At 40.1% G+C, this 17,544-nt stretch carries 15 protein-coding genes and 1 tRNA gene; 12 read left to right on the plus strand and 4 right to left on the minus strand.

Annotated elements, in window-relative coordinates; translation table 11 throughout:
* The first annotated feature begins 46 nt into the window (after window positions 1–46).
* The 3 genes from AACZ88_RS09450 to AACZ88_RS09460 all read left to right on the plus strand — a co-directional run bounded on the left by AACZ88_RS09450 (window position 47) and on the right by AACZ88_RS09460 (window position 2,602).
* A tRNA-Pro gene (locus AACZ88_RS09450) sits at window positions 47–120 on the plus strand.
* A 527-nt stretch (window positions 121–647) separates the two neighbouring features.
* Window positions 648–1,859, plus strand: coding sequence for an Ig-like domain-containing protein (locus AACZ88_RS09455; protein ID WP_339709225.1), 1,212 nt, complete (start codon window positions 648–650; stop codon window positions 1,857–1,859).
* Window positions 1,860–1,864: 5 nt separating this feature from the next.
* Window positions 1,865–2,602: a BspA family leucine-rich repeat surface protein gene (locus AACZ88_RS09460; RefSeq protein ID WP_339709226.1), complete on the plus strand. Its 738-nt coding sequence runs from the start codon at window positions 1,865–1,867 to the stop codon at window positions 2,600–2,602.
* Window positions 2,603–2,833: 231 nt separating this feature from the next.
* On the opposite strand, the gene AACZ88_RS09465 is transcribed toward AACZ88_RS09460, so the two are convergent.
* Window positions 2,834–3,157 (minus strand): hypothetical protein, encoded by a 324-nt coding sequence (locus tag AACZ88_RS09465; protein ID WP_339709228.1) that lies wholly within the window; start codon window positions 3,155–3,157, stop codon window positions 2,834–2,836.
* Between the two features lie 37 nt (window positions 3,158–3,194).
* On the minus strand, window positions 3,195–3,509 hold the full coding sequence (locus AACZ88_RS09470) for a BfmA/BtgA family mobilization protein (RefSeq protein ID WP_339709315.1): 315 nt from the start codon (window positions 3,507–3,509) through the stop codon (window positions 3,195–3,197).
* A 111-nt stretch (window positions 3,510–3,620) separates the two neighbouring features.
* On the opposite strand from AACZ88_RS09470, the gene AACZ88_RS09475 reads away from it, so the two are divergent.
* Both AACZ88_RS09475 and AACZ88_RS09480 read left to right on the plus strand, forming a co-directional pair.
* Complete coding sequence (locus AACZ88_RS09475; RefSeq protein WP_339709230.1) at window positions 3,621–3,908, plus strand: helix-turn-helix transcriptional regulator; 288 nt, start codon at window positions 3,621–3,623, stop codon at window positions 3,906–3,908.
* Window positions 3,909–3,917: 9 nt separating this feature from the next.
* Window positions 3,918–5,171 carry a HipA domain-containing protein gene (locus AACZ88_RS09480; RefSeq protein ID WP_339709232.1) on the plus strand — a complete coding sequence of 418 codons (1,254 nt, stop codon included), beginning with the start codon at window positions 3,918–3,920 and terminating at the stop codon, window positions 5,169–5,171.
* 257 nt (window positions 5,172–5,428) lie between these two features.
* Here the strand turns inward: AACZ88_RS09480 and AACZ88_RS09485 are convergent, their stop codons facing one another.
* Window positions 5,429–6,334: a helix-turn-helix transcriptional regulator gene (locus AACZ88_RS09485; protein ID WP_339709234.1), complete on the minus strand. Its 906-nt coding sequence runs from the start codon at window positions 6,332–6,334 to the stop codon at window positions 5,429–5,431.
* A 214-nt stretch (window positions 6,335–6,548) separates the two neighbouring features.
* Between AACZ88_RS09485 and AACZ88_RS09490 the strand changes: the two genes are divergently transcribed.
* From AACZ88_RS09490 to AACZ88_RS09515, 6 genes are all read left to right on the plus strand, one after another.
* Window positions 6,549–7,001, plus strand: coding sequence for a nuclear transport factor 2 family protein (locus AACZ88_RS09490; RefSeq protein WP_339709236.1), 453 nt, complete (start codon window positions 6,549–6,551; stop codon window positions 6,999–7,001).
* A gap of 22 nt (window positions 7,002–7,023) precedes the next feature.
* Window positions 7,024–7,470 (plus strand): nuclear transport factor 2 family protein, encoded by a 447-nt coding sequence (locus AACZ88_RS09495; RefSeq protein WP_339709238.1) that lies wholly within the window; start codon window positions 7,024–7,026, stop codon window positions 7,468–7,470.
* A gap of 14 nt (window positions 7,471–7,484) precedes the next feature.
* Window positions 7,485–8,102: a flavodoxin gene (locus AACZ88_RS09500; RefSeq protein WP_339709240.1), complete on the plus strand. Its 618-nt coding sequence runs from the start codon at window positions 7,485–7,487 to the stop codon at window positions 8,100–8,102.
* Window positions 8,103–8,187: 85 nt separating this feature from the next.
* Window positions 8,188–8,652 (plus strand): (2Fe-2S)-binding protein, encoded by a 465-nt coding sequence (locus tag AACZ88_RS09505; RefSeq protein WP_339709242.1) that lies wholly within the window; start codon window positions 8,188–8,190, stop codon window positions 8,650–8,652.
* 29 nt (window positions 8,653–8,681) lie between these two features.
* Complete coding sequence (locus tag AACZ88_RS09510) at window positions 8,682–10,934, plus strand: molybdopterin cofactor-binding domain-containing protein (protein ID WP_339709244.1); 2,253 nt, start codon at window positions 8,682–8,684, stop codon at window positions 10,932–10,934.
* Window positions 10,935–10,967: 33 nt separating this feature from the next.
* Window positions 10,968–13,220, plus strand: coding sequence for a molybdopterin cofactor-binding domain-containing protein (locus tag AACZ88_RS09515; protein ID WP_339709246.1), 2,253 nt, complete (start codon window positions 10,968–10,970; stop codon window positions 13,218–13,220).
* A gap of 887 nt (window positions 13,221–14,107) precedes the next feature.
* On the opposite strand, the gene AACZ88_RS09520 is transcribed toward AACZ88_RS09515, so the two are convergent.
* Window positions 14,108–15,373, minus strand: coding sequence for a glycoside hydrolase family 27 protein (locus AACZ88_RS09520; RefSeq protein ID WP_339709248.1), 1,266 nt, complete (start codon window positions 15,371–15,373; stop codon window positions 14,108–14,110).
* Between the two features lie 483 nt (window positions 15,374–15,856).
* Between AACZ88_RS09520 and AACZ88_RS09525 the strand changes: the two genes are divergently transcribed.
* On the plus strand, window positions 15,857–17,305 hold the full coding sequence (locus AACZ88_RS09525) for an AraC family transcriptional regulator (RefSeq protein WP_339709250.1): 1,449 nt from the start codon (window positions 15,857–15,859) through the stop codon (window positions 17,303–17,305).
* Window positions 17,306–17,544 lie beyond the last annotated feature (239 nt).

Genomic DNA, 17,544 nt, shown 5'->3' on the forward strand with positions numbered 1-17,544 from the left:
GATGTAAGGTAATCTGTTTAACTTTTCTATTTTTGCATTCCGAATTCGGGATGTAGCGCAGCCCGGTAGCGCACACGCCTGGGGGGCGTGGGGTCGCAGGTTCAAATCCTGTCATCCCGACGAACCAAATCTTGGTTTATATCAAAAAGCCTGTTAATCATTGATTAACAGGCTTTTTATTTTTAATGATATCATCTAAAACCAAGGCAAATGTGGATAATTCGGTGTGCAATAAGGTGTGTAATTATCGTAGATTTATATAGCATTTAGGCCGTCTGGATGTAGTCTTAAACTAATGAGAATACTTTCAAAGAGATTAATTTCAAAATATATTTTTGAAGGAAATGTAGTACAGGTTATCCAATTTATTGAAGTAGCATACTTTCTACGATTAAGTTTGCAGCGTTATCCCAAATCTTATGCACAAAACTGTTGTTACCCAACTTTGTATACTATTTGCTATACTAGCCAACGCTCAAACAGAGTTCATAACTACATGGAAAACTGATAACCCCGGAATTTCGGGAAACAATCAAATTACAAAGGAGGAAAATCGATAGGTCAGGTTTGGACCTTTAGAACTCAATGAATTTCCTATTTAAAAGTTAATTTGTTCAACACATAAGGTTGACGTTAAATTTTCAAGAATGAAACTTTTCAAATCTCTAGTCTTTTATATTTTACCGGTAGTATTATCAATGTATTCATGTGAAGAAAATGAAGCTCAAGAAATTGATGTCGAAATAAATATAACATCAATTGAAATAACCACAGAAACACAAAGTCTCCTCTTAGGTGCAACTATACAAATGTCTATTACCACCCTTCCTTCGGATGCTACGAATACAACGGTGGTCTGGAGTAGTAGTGATGAATCTATAGCTGTTGTGGATGTCAACGGATTGGTAACTGCCCTTGGAGTAGGTGAGGTAACGATATTGGTGAAATCGACTGAAAATCTGACCGTAGGGCACAGTATTACTTTAATAATTGGCGGCAGTATAGCAAATGAAATCACCAATTTATCGATTAACAAAAAGAAGGGTTTTATTATTTCAGAAAACACGTTTGGGCTTCAGTTGCCTGAGGGAACAGATATTACTAGTCTGCTGCCCGAAATCGAATACAACGGAGCAACCATTGAACCGTTGATAGATACTCCTTTAGATTTTAGCAATCCAGTAACATTTACTATAACTTCGGAGAGCGGGGACACGCAAGAATGGATAGTTAAGGTTATCACAGTCCAACCTCCGCCAACATCTTCCGGGTTTGTTACTACATGGGTTACCCATAATGAGGGGTTATCGAGCGATTCCCAGATTTCAATTCCAACTTTTGAAGGCCTTATATACGATTATAATGTAGACTGGGGAGATGGTTCATCTGATAATAATTTGAGTGGTAATGCGACACATTCATATGAAATACCAGGTACGTACTCTGTCGTTATCACTGGTAAATTTCCCCGAATTCACTTTGATACACAACATTATGAAAGTGATAGTGATAGCAAAAAATTAATCTTAATCAATCAATGGGGAAATATTCAATGGAATGATTTTTCAAGAGCATTTAAGGGGTGTACTGAATTGGATGTCATAGCCACCGATGTTCCCGATTTAAATAATGTATTTACCGCACATGAAATGTTTCGGTTTTGCGCTAAACTGGCAGGAAATACCAGCTTCGAAAACTGGGATGTATCGAACATAGCATTTGCCTCATTTATGTTTGCTGAATGTGATTTGTTCAACCAGAATATAGGAAACTGGGATGTATCAAATATGAAAGATATGACTGGTTTTTTTTTGAAAATACTGGTACTTTCAATCAAGACATTGGTAATTGGGACTTAAATAATGTGGAGAAAATTCGTACCATGTTTCAAGGTGCAAAGGCATTTAATCAAGATATTGGCGCCTGGAACTTTCCCAAGGTAACCGATCTTAGCACCATGTTTCAAAGTGCGAAAGCCTTTAATCAAGATATTAGTGCATGGAATGTTTCAAAGGTTGAGAATTTCTCGGCAATTTTCAATGGTGCGCGGAACTTTAATCAACCAATAGGGAGTTGGGATATGTCGGGTGCGATTGATCTTTCCGCCATGTTTCAGGGAGCTGATTCATTTTCTTATGATATTACAAATTGGAACGTGTCAAATGTTAAAGAGATGAGCATTATGTTTGCTTATAATGACGTATTCAATCAAGATATAAGTGTTTGGGATGTCAGCAATGTTGAGAATATGGGTGGGCTTTTTTGGAATAATTCAGTATTTAATCAAGATTTATCGGCCTGGAACGTCTCCAACGTGAAAAATATGCAGAAAACATTTAAAGGTGCCATAGCTTTTGATAAAAGTATTGGTAGCTGGAATATTGGGAATGTCGAAAACATGTTGGAAATGTTTGAAGGTACAGGGCTTTCAAAAGAGAATTATGATGCAACCCTAATAGGCTGGAACAACCTTTCCAAATTAAAAACGAACGTAAAATTTAATGGCGGATCGAGCTCATTTTGTTCAAGTCAAACAGCCAGACAGAACTTAATAGACACTTATGGCTGGACCATTGTCGATGCAGGCAAAAATTGTAATTAATCGGTAATCTATAGCATATGTGGCATACGCCCGTGTAGAATGGTGAACTAATCAATTGCTACCTTGAGATATAAAACCATGTAAACCAAGTTAACACATAGAATACTCCACTTATTGAATGAGTTTTTGAAAATCTCCTTCTTACACCTCGGAGAATTTCTAACATCGCCGATGGTATAATTTTCAGGGTCACTTCCAAAATCGAAGGAGTTTTTTGTAAAAGTTGGTGTTTTATTCTGTTCCGTAAGGCTGAAGTACATAGCTTAGTTTTAGTGTAGACGTCAAATTGTTGTACGCTTCCAGTGTTATGTTCAATTGCAATTTTGTCTGACCAAAACGTGATTTGTTTATCTCCACTTTATCAAGCGTTTCAATAAATTGTTGTTGAATCTTGTCAAGGTTTTGTCTTAGAATGGTATTTTGTTTCTGCATTTCTATAGCTTCAAAAGCTGTTTTAAAGAAAGCATCATCCCTAATAGGCATATCTTGCTTGTCCGATGAAAGTGTTTTTTGCCGCCTTTGCTGCGGTGCATGTTCGAAGAGTAATTTTATCATGGTTTGGAGGGTGTTATCCCCTGATTGTCCAATTCTTTTATTTTGGCCGCCATTGTGCTGAACCTTTTTTAATCAAGTTCTCCAAGCTCCATCCAGTAGGCCCAAAGCGTTCTTTCGGTGCGATTTCGTTGTAAAAAATGAAATCGAGCATGGTTTGCAACGCCTCTGTATGGGTTTTAAAAAGATGTTTTGGAAATTTCCTAGAGTGTGCTGCTGTTCCAGTTTTTACCCGAATGGTGCGAACCCAAAAACAAGGAATAGAATGCGCCCTATCCGGTTTTTGCTTTACGCTTATCTGCCGGAAGACTACAAAAACCGGATAGGATCCACGCGCAAAATTTTGGGGTAAGATTTGGGAAGGGAAAGCCCAAAATGATTATTGATGTCTCTTGTAATTAGTATATAATGATTGTTATTTCAATCAAAAATGATATATTTGTATGAAATAACAATCATTTTAGTTATGACTAAAAGAAAACAAACGCTGTTCCCCAAACACATAAAGGTTTTAGAGCGGATGGGAGAAAACATAAAATTGGCTCGGAAGAGAAGAAAACTTACAACGCTTCAAGTTGCTGAAAGGGCTGATATTGTTAGGAGCACACTTTACCTTATAGAAAAGGGCGACCCTAGCGTGGGCATTGGCTCCTACTTTAATGTATTGCGGGTTTTAGGGTTACAAGATGATTTTCTAAAACTAGCTGCTGATGACGAATTTGGAAGAAAACTACAAGACCTAGATTTATTATAAAAGGGAAGAATGGCACAAGGTAAATTTTATATATACGTTTATGCGCATTGGCAAGGAATGCCGGAGGCCAAGCTGATAGGTGTTCTTGCGGCTCATTATGCCAAAGGAAAAAAAGCATTTAGTTTTGAATACGATAAGAATTGGATAAAATCGGAACAACAGCTATTATTAGATCCGGATATTCAATTCTATTCAGGACCACAATATCCCAATAACAAAGAAAATTTCGGAGTCTTTTTGGACAGTATGCCTGATACTTGGGGCCGAACCCTAATGAAAAGACGGGCTGCCCAACGTGCTAAAGAGAAAGACGACAAAGCACCTACCCTATATGAAATTGATTATTTATTAGGAGTATATGACGAAAGTCGAATGGGAGCATTACGTTTTAAAACAGATCCTAGAGGCCCATTTTTGGATAATAATGAAGAGAATCCTACCCCCCCTTGGTCGTCAGTGAGGGAACTACAAGAAGCTGCCAAGCATTTTGAGAATGACACCGATAATGAAGAAGTAAAAAAATGGTTGGCCGTTCTAATGGCCCCAGGATCTTCTTTGGGTGGAGCAAGACCCAAGGCCAATATTTTGGATGAACATGGAAATCTTTGGATAGCAAAATTTCCTTCAAAGAATGATACTATAGATAAAGGAGTATGGGAATTTTTGGCATATCGATTGGCGATAAATTGTGGAATCGAAATGGCACCCTCCCAAATTGAAAAAATTACTGGAAACTATAATACCTTTTTTACACAACGTTTTGATAGAATAAGGAAAGAGCGTATCCATTTTTCATCAGCCATGACCATGACAGGGAATAATGAGGACACCATTCGGGATAGCCCAGCAAGTTATCTAGACATTGCCGAATTTATCCAAACCAATGGGGTGAACATTGATAAAAACCTACACCAGTTATGGCGTCGAATTGTTTTTAATATCGCGGTTTCGAATACCGATGACCATTTGCGTAATCATGGATTTATTTTGACTTCAAAAGGTTGGATACTTTCTCCCGCTTATGATATTAACCCATCGATAGACAAAGACGGACTAGTATTAAATATTGACATGGAGAACAATGCTTTGGATTTGGAGCTGGCAAAAAGCGTAGGGGAGTACTTCCGATTGGATAATGCGCAAATGGATACTATTATCGAAGAAGTTCTAGACTCCGTGCGCCAATGGAAAAAGATTGCGAATGAAATCGGAATCTCAAGGGCTGAGCAAGAGTTAATGGCAGCTGCTTTTATAGATAATTAGTTGTTGTATTTGTGAAATATGTCGATAAAATCTAAAAATTTCGACATAGCCAGCATATCTGTCGATGGGATAAACATCTTGCGATATTACCTACCCGAAAGAGTCCGCCAAAAGGTTAATTAACGAAACTACTAAATGAGACCAAGAATGGGACACTCTCAGAAAATGTATTGCCTGCTTAAGAAATAGTATCGTAAAACGGCCGTTTTTTAGCACCTAGTTTACCCTAGCCAGAATCTTGGATGGTAATGGAAGAATCAATTCAATGACCGAAATTTCTGTGGCGAATACCCTACTTTATTTTTAAAAAGTCGGGTAAAGTGTTGCGGATATTTAAACCCAAGCTCATAGGCAATTTCGCTTAAGGTTTTCTCCGGATCAAAGATTTTTTGTTTGGCTATCTCGATCAACTGGTCCTGAATATGATCGTTGGCACTTTTCCCGGTTTCCTTTTTGACCAGGTCGCCGAAATAATTGGAAGACAGATTTTGTTCCTTCGCAAAATAGCCGACCGAAGGGGTACCCAACTCTCTGGCTTTTCCAGTTTGGATATAGGAATTCAAGGACATTTCAAACCGTTGTATAACCCCAAGGTTTTCCTTTTCCCTGGTAATAAACTGCCGATCGTAGAACCGCATACAGTATTTCAAAAATAGTTGGATATTAGCAACGACGAGTTCTTTACTGTGCTTATCTATTCCGTGGGAAAGTTCAGTTCGTATCTTATCAAATAAGTCCAACACCAATTGCCGTTCCTTTTTTGAGATATGGAGTGCTTCATGGGATAGATAGGAGAAAAAACTGTACTCGCTAATCGTTTTGGCCAATTGGGTTCCATAAAACAAATCGGGATGAAACAAAAGCGCATGACCGTACGGTTTAAAACTAGCATCGATATGCCCGACGTGTACTACCTGTCCAGGTGCTAAAAACACCAAGGTCCCATCTTGGTAATCATAGTTCTGACGGCCATATCTTAAAATACAACCCTCCCCTTGTTTCAGGAAAACACCGTAAAAGTGATACCTGACGGCTTCGGCATGTTCCCGCCCATCCAAGGTGCCTTCCGACAAATCATGCACACTGACCAACGGGTGCAAGGTTGACAGATTGAATTTTGAGCAATAGTCATTCACCTTTATCAAATCTTTAGTTGAGACCATAGGTATTTGCCTTTTTCCGAATTTAGTTAATGTTTTGTGAATAAGCCATATAACCTATCAAAATCAGTAAAAATGGTAAGTAAATCAGTAAATCAGGTAACCCGACTATCTTAAATTTTCCATAGGTTTGGGAAACTTGTTAATGACCCATTAAAAAGTATACCTCATTGCAATAAATAATAGTATTCAGTAGTAACTTTTAAACACTTAAAAAATGAAAAATCTTGTATTCGGAATCTTTTTGATTCTAATTAGTGCGTCATCTTTCGCTCAAGGCAACGGCATCGAAGAAGAAATCAAGGAACTCTCCAAACAAAAATGGCAATGGATGGCGGATAAAGATGTGGACAAATTGGCTTCGTTGTTCCATGACAAATCCAAATTTGTACACATGAGCGGTTCTTGGAAAAAGGACAGGGAGCTGGAAATCATCGAATCGGGAAGTATTTGGTACAAGAATGCCGAGGTTCATGACGTGGCCGTAGAAACGTTCGGAAAGGACACTGTCGTACTCTGGAACCGTATTACGCTTACCGCCCACGTAAGGGGCAACGATGTTACGACCGAATTTACAGTAACGGAATTCTATCAAAAGGAAGGGGACGATTGGAAATTGCTGGACCTGACCTTTAGCAGTGTTAGGGACACCCATGAAATTAAACACTAAACTTTAAACAAAAAACAAAACGATGAATAGAAAACTGATTTTAGGCGTACTGATCGCTTTTTTAAGCGTACCAATGGCTATGGCGCAATCCGCCGATATCGAACAGGAAATCAAGCAACTCTCCCAACAAAAATGGCAATGGATGGCGGACAAGGATGCGGATAAACTGGCGCAACTCTTTCATGAAAAGGCCAAGTTCGTGCACATGGGCGGTACTTGGAGCAAAGATCGGGAAGTGGATATTATCCGAAGTGGCGGCATCCATTATAAAAAGGCGGATGTCCATGAAACAATGGTAGAAGTTTTGAATGACAAAACCGCCATTCTTTGGAATCGAATTACTTTGCTGGCTGTCGTGGGTAATAATGAAGTAACCAACCCTTTTATGGTTACGGAGGTCTATGTAAAGGAAAATGACAACTGGCAATTGGCCGATTTGACCTTTAGTAAACTTCTTACCAGAGATTAGAATAATTCGATTTCATGAAATTTGCGGTTTACACATTGTATCTATTTATTTCTCTGGGCTTAGCCGACTTGCAGGTGGAAAAGTTCGGTGCAATAGGAAATTTCCAAAGTTCCGAAAGGACGCTTATCCTCTATCTCTCCCGTACCAACAACACCAAAACGGTTGCCGAAATGATTCAAAAAGAAGTAGGTGGCGATTTGGTGGCAGTGGAATTGGAAAACCCATATCCCGAAGACTATGATGCCATCGTAAAACAGGTGGCCGAGGAGAATGCGAGCGGATTTTTGCCTCTCTTAAAAACGAAAGTAGATATAGGGCAATATGATACCATCTTCTTCGGATTCCCTACTTGGGGCATGCAACTGCCACCGCCCATGAAGAGTTTTTTAAACGAATATGATTTGAAAGATAAAACTATCATTCCCTTCAATACCAATGCTGGTTATGGACTTGGCAGCAGCCTGAGTACGCTAAAAGAGCTGAGTCCGAATAGCTCCATTCTTAACGAATTGTCGGTCGAAGGCGGCGTGGAAAGGGACGGTATTTATTTTGTGATGGAGGGAAAACGGGAAGTCGAAGTAAGGGAAGCGGTGCAAAAATGGCTGAAGCAAATAAATGTTTTACACCAATAGAACACTTTTTTTTAACAGAATTACAAAAAACGAACTTCCATAAAATCAGTAACTTTAGAACAGTCTCTATAAAAACAAGAATATCATGGCATCATTTACACTCAACATCAACGGAACTAAACAAGAGGTGGACCTCGACCCAACAACACCCATGCTTTGGGTTTTACGAGACCACATCAAGTTGGTCGGCACGAAATACGGTTGCGGTATCGCACAATGTGGTGCCTGTACCATACACTTAGATGGCAATGCGGTTCGGTCCTGTCAACTTCCTGTTTCCTCAATTGGGGACAAAGAAATCACAACTATCGAAGGGCTATCGGAAAAAGGCGACCATCCAGTTCAACAAGCATGGCTAGAAGTTGATGTGCCGCAATGTGGCTATTGCCAAGCAGGACAGATCATGACCGCCTCGGCCTTATTGGAAAAAAATCCGAATCCTTCTGACGACGAAATCGAAACCGCCATGAATGGAAATATCTGCCGTTGTGGAACGTATACCCGTATTAAAAAAGCAGTTAAAATCGCAGCAAACTCTGCTAACGCTTAAGCGTTGAGCACCCCCCAAAATCTCATAAAATGACACTCATCAAAACAAAAATAGGCAGACGCGCCTTTATACGGTCAACTACCCTTGCAAGCGGAGGATTGGTACTCGGCTTTAATTGGCTGGCCTCTTGCAAGAACAAAACCGAAGAAGAAATTTTGGCCATGCCCAAGGAGTGGTTCGAGATGAATTCGTATTTAAAAATCGGGGACAATGGCGTAGTGTCGATCTATACCCCAAATCCTGAATTCGGTCAAAACATCCGCACTTCGATGCCCATGATCGTCGCCGAGGAATTGGATATCAATTGGAAAAACGTCGTTGTGGAGCAAGCGCCCTATCACGCGGAAAAATATGGAATGCAATTTACTGGTGGTAGTCGTGGTATCATGACCCGATGGGAACCCCTTCGCATGGCAGGTGCCTCTGCAAGACACATGTTGGTGGCAGCAGCCGCGGAAGCATGGCAGGTTCCGGCAGAAGAAATAACAACGGAAAATGGTGTACTCTATCATAAAACAAGTGAAAAATCAGCGGCATATGGTGAAATGGCTTCAGCCGCTGCTAAAATTACCATTCCTGAAGATGTGCAACTAAAAGAGGTCAGAGACTTTAAAATCATTGGTAAATCCCACAAAAATGTCGATGCGAAGCGCATCGTTACTGGCGAACCGATGTTCGGATTGGATTACCAAAAAGAAGGCATGTTGATCGCTATGATCGAGCATCCACCCGCTTTTGGAATGACCTTGAAATCTGTTGATAATAGTGCGGCAAAAGCAATGCCTGGAATAAAAGATGTAGTTGCAATCAAAAGTTTTAAAGATGGTTATGAGAAAGGCGGTTTCGATACGAATGCCTTCCCCGAAATAGTCGCAATAGTCGGAAATTCGACATGGGAAGTGTTACAGGCCAAAAAGAAATTAAAAGTTGAATGGAAACCCATTGCCGCCTATTCCGAAACGATTGCCGGGTTTCGGGGTAAGGAAACAAAAAATATTCCTGCCGGTTTGGAATCTTCAGCCAGTCATAAGGCTAAAATGGAAGAACTTTCTAGTAGGCCCGGTAAAATAGTCCGTGAAGATGGTGACCCTGCAAAGGCTTTTAAAAATGCCGCGAAAGTTATAGAGAGAACCTATTCCGCTCCCTTTCTAGCCCATAATTGCATGGAGCCTATGAATGCTTTTGCTCATGTAGAAGGAGACAAAGCACAGATTGCCGCGCCTATTCAAATTCCAAGTTTAATTGTCCCGACAATTGCTTCTGGTTTGGGAATTCCTGCGGAAAACATCACTATGGAAATGCCTCGAATGGGTGGTGGATTTGGTCGTAAGGCCTATGCCCATTATGTCGTGGAAGCTGCATTGATTTCCCAAAAGGTAAATGCACCGGTAAAATTAGTATATACCCGTGAAGATGATATGACCAATGGTATTTATCGTCCCGCCTATCAAGCGACCTATCGGGCTGCCTTGGATCAAAATAATAATCTGACTGCCTTGCATGTTAAGGCTGGTGGAATTCCTGAGAGTCCATTGTTTGCCAATCGTTTTCCGGCTGGTGCTTTGGACAATTATTTGGCCGAAGAATGGTCCATTGATTCCAATATTACCATTGGGGCATTCCGGGCACCCCGTTCCAATTTTATGGCAGGTGCCGAGCAATCTTTTTTGGATGAAGTTGCGGAAGCAGCGGGCAAAGACCCTATCCACTTTCGATTGGATCTTTTAAAACGTGCCAAGGAAAATCCCGTCGGAGAGCAAAATGATTATGATGCCGAACGCTATGCAGGGGTTTTGGAATTGTTGCGGGAGAAATCGGATTGGAATCAAACCCCGGCAAATGTACATCGAGGGGTATCCGCATACTTCTGCCATAATTCATACGCTGCGCATGTTCTGGATATTCGGATGGAAGAAGGAAAACCCGTTGTTGAAAAAGTGGTTTGTGCTATCGATTGTGGAATCGTAGTTAATCCCGATGCTGCTACGAACATGGCCGAGGGTGCCATAACGGACGGCATTGGAAATGCCTTTTTTGGCGAGTTGACGTTTAAAGATGGTGTACCCCAAAAAACTAATTTCCATCAATATCAAATGATTCGCATGAGCGATGCCCCAAAAGAAATCGAGGTACATTTTGTGGCAAATGAAATTGCTCCGACAGGAATGGGAGAACCACCGTTTCCTCCAATTTTTGGTGCTGTTGCCAATGCACTTTATAAAGCAACGGGACAGCGACATTACCGACAACCCTTTGTTACGGAAAAACAAATAGTAGGATAACCGATTATACTGGATTTAAATAAGACTTAGAGCATGACCCTTGTAAAAACAGCTATAGGCAGACGTTCATTCATTAAAAGTTCGGCTTTGGCCGGAGGCGGCTTGATGCTAGGTTTTAACTGGTTGGCATCCTGTAAAATGACCGCAGAGGAAGTCAATAGTTTACCCAAGGAGTGGTTTGAACTTAATGGGTATCTCAAAATAGCGGACAATGGTCAAGTTACTATCATGTCACCGAATCCCGAAGGTGGTCAGAATGTAAAGACCGCCATGCCCATGATCGTTGCGGAGGAACTGGACGTAGACTGGGCGGACGTAATCGTTGAACAAGCGCCCCTAAACACCGATCTGTACAACCGTCAGTTCATAGGCGGTAGTCAAGCCATTCGAACGAGTTGGGAAGGACTTCGCATGGCGGGGGCTTCCGCGAGGCACATGCTAAAAGCGGCAGCCGCAACAGCATGGTCGGTTCCTTTTGAAGAAATTACCACGGAATCTGGGCAAGTACTTCATAAACCAACTGAAAAATCAACATCCTACGGCGAACTGGCCTCGGCAGCGGCTCAAGTTTCTATTCCTGAGGAAGTGGAATTAAAAGAGATCGATGACTTTAAAATCATCGGGACTTCCAAAAAGAATGTAGACGGACTCAAAATCATGACCGGAAAACCGTTGTTCGGAATTGATACCTTTAGCGAAGGTATGTTGACCGCCATGATCGTGCATCCTCCTGCTTTCGGGATGAAATTTAAATCTGTCGATGATGCGTCGGTAAAATCGATGCCGGGTATTCAAGATGTTTTTACGATTAAAGTTCTCGATGATGATTACGAAAGGCAACATTTTGATACCTGTACCTTTCTCGAAGTGGTTGCCATTGTAGGCAATTCTACTTGGGAGGTCATGAACGCCAAAAAAGCAATCTCGGTTGCATGGGAACCTTTTGAAACCTATACAGAAGCAAGGCAGCCTTATCGAGGGCCAAAGCAGACCCTTACGATCCCTTCGGGATTGGAAAGTAGCTCGGACCATAAAGCACAGATGGAAGCAATGGGTTCCAAAAAAGCGGAAGTCGTCCGCAAGGATGGTAATTCAGAAGCAGCTTTCCGAAATGCGGCAAAAGTCGTTGAGCGAACCTATACCGCTCCTTTTCTGGCGCACAACTGTATGGAGCCTATGAACTTTTTCGCTGATGTGAAAAGTGATAGTGCCAAACTATCTGGACCTCTTCAAAAAGCGGAGCTCACAGAACAGGCTATTTCGGCCAGATTAGGAATTCCTGTTGAACAAATAGACATCGAATTGACACGACTTGGAGGTGGCTATGGGCGGCGTTCCTATGCCCATTGGGCTTTGAAAGCGGCAGTTATTTCCCAAAAAATGAAGGCTCCCGTAAAATTGGTCTATACCCGTGAAGATGATATGACCGGCGGTATTTATCGCCCGGCTTATCAGATTACCTATAAAGCTGCTTTGGATTCAAAAAATAATTTAACAGCTGTTCATATCAATGCCGGAGGCATTCCTGAAAGTCCCTTGTACCCAGATAGGTTTCCAGCGGGAGCAGTAGACAATTACCTAGCCGAAAGTTGGACAATTAGCACCAATATTACAATCGGGTCTTTTCGAGCACCGCGCTCTAACTTTATGGCAAGTGCCGAACAATCATTTTTGGATGAAGTTGCCGAAGCCGCAGGAAAAGACCCGATCGATTTTCGTTTGGAACTTTTAAACCGTGCGGCAAAAAATCCAGTAGGCGAAAAAAAAGATTATGATGCAGACCGCTATGCTGGCGTTCTGAAATTGGTAAAAGAAAAATCAAATTGGGGTAATACCAATTCTGATCTAAAAAGAGGTGTAGCGGCCTATTTCTGTCATAATTCGTATGCTGCACAGGTTGTTGATATGACAATGGAAAATAACCAACCTAACATTCAAAAAGTTACTTGTGTCATTGATTGCGGTATTGTAATTAACCCTGATGCGGCAGCAAACTTATGTGAAGGTGGAATCGTAGACGGAATTGGGAATGCTCTTTATGGAGAACTGACTTTCAAGGATGGCATTCCTCAGCAAAGTAATTTTGACAACTACCGAATGATTCGTATGAGTGAATCTCCGAAAGAAATCGATGTGTATTTCGTTGAAAACGATGTTGACCCAACTGGTTTAGGTGAGCCGACTTTTCCACCGATTTTTGCTGCATTGGCCAATGCAATGTATAATGCTACTGGCAAGCGTTTTTATAATCAACCATTCATTAGCGAAATGACGGCGTTGTTATAGTGGATTCATTTTTCGATAGATGATCTTAAAAATCGAAGGTTTTTTGGGTACTAATCTTTAAACTAAAATATATCATCCAAACCAAACTATTTAAAAACGCCACTTGGATATGGTTTTTCTTCGTAAATTTATAGCGGTAAAAGCACATAAAATTTACGTTCTTTAGCTACTTTTTTACTCCAAGAATAGGGGGTGTCCTTAAAAGGGTTTTAATTAGGATTTAAATATCTAACTAATTGAAAATAAGATGTTTGATAGGGGAAAGTAAGCTCTGTCATCCCGACCAAGTAAAAAATGAGGTTTCAACTGTCTTTGGGTTGAGCCTCTTTTTTTGTTTGCATACAATTTGCTTATAAAATAGCACGAAGCGACCAAAAACCGAGTTTTGTACACTACGAAGACAGGGTAGCTTTTAGTAGGGGGTTCGCCTATTGACCAACCCCGCTCTTCTATAAAACAGTTCGATGATTACGGTCAGGTACAATCACCCCTGTTCAGTCTCTTCAAAAGCAATATCCCATACCTGGGCCTGGTTTTCTATAATGCTTATAAAGTTGGGTACAAAATATTCTGGGCAGTGGATAATTCAATTTGCGTTCATGGTAGCTTTGAACCTGCGCATTTTTCTGCCAAACAGGTTGTTGGGCCATATTATTCTTGCAGTCCTTGGTTGGGAATTTAAATATCCCTTTTTGATAGTTTCGCTTTGATACTTGAAGATCCTAACCCTCAAAACTACCTTTGAACATACCATGGTCTGGCAATGTTATTGCCTCGTTTTTCCGCCAACTTTTGTACGCCCACCCTGACCAAGCAAATAATAATTCACACCTTTTAGGGTAATTAGTATAAAAAAGAACGCCTTATTCTAGCTTGAAACGAATCTACTATTTATCCTTGTATTGAAATATGTTAAAAGGCAAAGATTCGCCTTTTATACTCAGTACAACAACTCCATGGCTTGGTACTTCCCTTGCTATTTCCTGTTGGGTTGCTCGCTGATAGACCTCTTTTGTCCATAAATCTTTTATGGTATATCCTTTTGACGCATCTAAACCTACTGATTCTAACGAAAATGAAATCGCTTGAGCCGTTTTCGACCTATTTAATAAAACGACGGCCACTTCACCACTCATGGTCGATATTAAGGGTTTTGCCCAGACCTCTAATTCTCCCAAATCAATTACCCGTCGGGACTGGTAAATAAAAGAACTCTGGTTAATCGCAATCAGATCTTTGTTTGTAATAATTCCGAGCGTTTCTTTAGACATCGTATTCAGGTCATTGCCTAGCAGTAGGGGTGAGTGCATCATACACCACATTGTAAAATGTGTTTTATCTTCTTCGTAGCTCATTCCACGCCCAACCTGTAACATGTCCATATCATTGTAATGGCCATAGGAGGCATAGGGCCATAAGTCTGCATTGAGGTCGATTATTCTTAATATTGATTCGAAGGTGTTATCGATATCCCCTGAAATTCTCCAAGAGTCGGCTATTTGAGTGACCCATTTGCCAGGAAATTTCCACCTACAAACATTGTATTTTGCTTCCGGTTTTATGGCCTTTATCATTGCGCCAATTTCCGTGTACCGAGTTTTTTCATCCAATCCCAACCACTCGCCGCCACACCAATCAACTTTAATGAAATCGTATTCCCAGTCCTTTAAAAACGTTGTCAAATCTCGCCGATCATGGCCATACAATCCCATACCGCTTCCTATGGTATCCTTATCCCAATACGAGGCACAGGTATTAATGCCGGCATCGGAATATATTCCAGAATTCAAACCTTTTGAATGAATATAGTCCGATAATGATTTCATACCGTTGGGAAACCTTCTTTTATGTACCAGGATATTGCCCGTCTCATCTCTCCCCCCAAAAAAACCGTCATCAATATTTATATAAGAATAACCGTACTTCGCTAGTCCGGAAGCCACCATGGCATCTGCTTGCGATTTTATGATATCTTCATTTATATTAATTCTGTAATTGTTCCAACTTGCCCAGCCCATCATCGGACTGCGAGATTGTAGTTCAGCAAGTTCTTTTTTGATAGTTTTTGGGGAATGGACTTTTTCATTCTTCTTTATTTTCGTGCTGCAGGAGGCCAATATTACAATAAGAAGAGTCGTAATCAATTTTTTCATGGTATAATACTATTTGATGCTGTCTACCGAGATTTTAGGAGGAGGTTGTTTTTAAGTGCCTAATCGAGCAACTTCGTCAAAACAGTGCTCTTTAGGTTTCTACTTGTTTTAAGAAGATATTTATCATGAAATAATAACGCAAACGGGTAAAGTTATTCATTTGAACGGGGATGAACAAGACGGGTTAAATATAATTAACAATAAAGAATAGGGATGATAATGTTAGGGCAGGTATCAATGAATCGTTACGCTATGTAAAAGAGCCTTTTAGGGAAAGTCTGAACAGGTTGGATGCTTTTGCAGGTTTGTGTTCCTATCTTTTCGTGTTGATCATAGCCATGGGTAGAAAGCCACCATAACTTGTATAACATAACTGTTGTCATAAAGAAGTCTAATACCTGTTGAATTTTAGTCGATATTTTGCAATTGGGTCGGTCATATGTATATTTATCAATTCATGTTTAATTAGCATTTGTTGTATCAATGTTACGTCGTTTGGGTTTTTTTATAACATTATTTCTAGCTTCGTGCTCCTCGCCTGAACGACCGAATATTGTATTCGAAGATTTTGAAAGCGGCAACTTTGATAATTGGAATAAATTGGGGGTAGCATTTAACAAGCCTACCCAACTCGATTCCGTATCAGAGAATATATATAATACACAAGGCAAATTTTTCGCATTTTCCAATTTTGAAGGAGAGGGGTTAAGTTACAATCAAGGCAAGTTAGTTTCTAAACCGTTCATCATTAACAGAAAGTACATTCATTTCTTGATGGGCGGAGGTAATCATGATACCCGAGAATGTGTCAATCTGATTATCGGTAATAAGGTAGTTAGAACTATTGCTGGTATGAATGATTATACACTTAGAAAAATCACATGGGACGTTGCTGATTTGGAGGGAGAAGAGGCCGTCATCGAAGTTGTAGACGCAATTGCAACTGATTTCGAATATAGTTCCATCGCAAGCATAATCGTTGATCATTTTGTCTTTAGTGATTTTAGATATCCCGTGGTGGAAATATTTGAAGATTTCGAAAGTGGATCTTATGCTAATTGGAAGGTGGAAGGGGAAGCCTTCGAAATTCCAAGAAACAGAACCAACGTATACTATCCTATAACTGCTAATGGATTTAATGGGAAGTTTTTTGCTTTTTCATTCGGTGAGACCCATGATACGAAACAAGGAAAACTGACTTCGAAATTGTTTAAAATTAAATATGATGGTATAAAGTTTCTGGTTGGAGGGGGGGCGCACAAAGACAAAACCTGTATCAATTTAGTTATAAACGATTCTGTTGTTTATTCCCAAGTCGGACAAGATGACGGTCAAATGCGATGGCACCAATGGGATGTGTCACAATTTAAGGGCAAGAACGCTCGAATAGAAATTGTAGACCATTACTCAGGTGGATGGGGACATATCATGGTTGACGACATTATTTTTTACAACAAGCCTGTGAATTTCAATATTTGGCTATATCTAATTTTTGCCCTCTTTGTACTTACATTATCTTATTTTTTCTCTAGGAAAACCATTTTCCGAAAGAAAATCGTACCCAAAGCCGAGATAAGCGATGAAGAAATGGAAAAATTCAAAAGGTTAAAGAAGAGCATTGAAAATTCGAACATATATAAGGAGCACAACCCGGCCGTAGGTCAAATTGTACAAATTTCAGGGATCAATGAAGATGACATTAATCTTCTGTTTGAAAAAGCAGAAGGAACCACTTTGACCAATTATATCAACTATTTAAGAGTGCAAGAATTTAAAAGGCAATTAAAAGATCCTGAAAATGAGGTCTATACCATGATGTACCTTGCCGAAAAGAGTGGTTTTAGTTCAAAAACCTCATTTTACAGAGTATTTAAATCAATCACCAAGCGAACACCTTCAGAATATAAAAAGAGCCTTGACAAAAAGCATTGATTTAAAAATTGAGTTCAAGCACCTCCATTAAAATATCATAAGAATAATTATTTCTACGGAAGTAGCTGTACAAGCCCACTATTATTATAATGAATTTGTAATAGCGACAAGAGCGATAATGAATATTGATTGTGTCGTAAAAATGAGGTTCATTTTAAGGAAAGTTGGCGGTCTATTAAATGCTTTCCCTTCCATTAGGCAATTTTCCATCCTATAAGCACAAAATATAAGTCCGATAT

The sequence above is a fragment of the uncultured Kriegella sp. genome, from assembly GCF_963975415.1.
Classification (GTDB): domain Bacteria; phylum Bacteroidota; class Bacteroidia; order Flavobacteriales; family Flavobacteriaceae; genus Kriegella.

Coding starts and splice junctions, on each gene's coding strand:
- AACZ88_RS09475 (WP_339709230.1), top strand. CDS start 3,621: ATGACTAAAAGAAAACAAACGCTGTTCCCCAAACACATAAAGGTTTTA.
- AACZ88_RS09490 (WP_339709236.1), top strand. CDS start 6,549: ATGAAAAATCTTGTATTCGGAATCTTTTTGATTCTAATTAGTGCGTCA.
- AACZ88_RS09510 (WP_339709244.1), top strand. CDS start 8,682: ATGACACTCATCAAAACAAAAATAGGCAGACGCGCCTTTATACGGTCA.
- AACZ88_RS09485 (WP_339709234.1), bottom strand. CDS start 6,334: ATGGTCTCAACTAAAGATTTGATAAAGGTGAATGACTATTGCTCAAAA.
- AACZ88_RS09520 (WP_339709248.1), bottom strand. CDS start 15,373: ATGAAAAAATTGATTACGACTCTTCTTATTGTAATATTGGCCTCCTGC.
- AACZ88_RS09455 (WP_339709225.1), top strand. CDS start 648: ATGAAACTTTTCAAATCTCTAGTCTTTTATATTTTACCGGTAGTATTA.
- AACZ88_RS09505 (WP_339709242.1), top strand. CDS start 8,188: ATGGCATCATTTACACTCAACATCAACGGAACTAAACAAGAGGTGGAC.
- AACZ88_RS09495 (WP_339709238.1), top strand. CDS start 7,024: ATGAATAGAAAACTGATTTTAGGCGTACTGATCGCTTTTTTAAGCGTA.
- AACZ88_RS09480 (WP_339709232.1), top strand. CDS start 3,918: ATGGCACAAGGTAAATTTTATATATACGTTTATGCGCATTGGCAAGGA.
- AACZ88_RS09465 (WP_339709228.1), bottom strand. CDS start 3,157: ATGATAAAATTACTCTTCGAACATGCACCGCAGCAAAGGCGGCAAAAA.
- AACZ88_RS09525 (WP_339709250.1), top strand. CDS start 15,857: ATGTTACGTCGTTTGGGTTTTTTTATAACATTATTTCTAGCTTCGTGC.
- AACZ88_RS09500 (WP_339709240.1), top strand. CDS start 7,485: ATGAAATTTGCGGTTTACACATTGTATCTATTTATTTCTCTGGGCTTA.
- AACZ88_RS09515 (WP_339709246.1), top strand. CDS start 10,968: ATGACCCTTGTAAAAACAGCTATAGGCAGACGTTCATTCATTAAAAGT.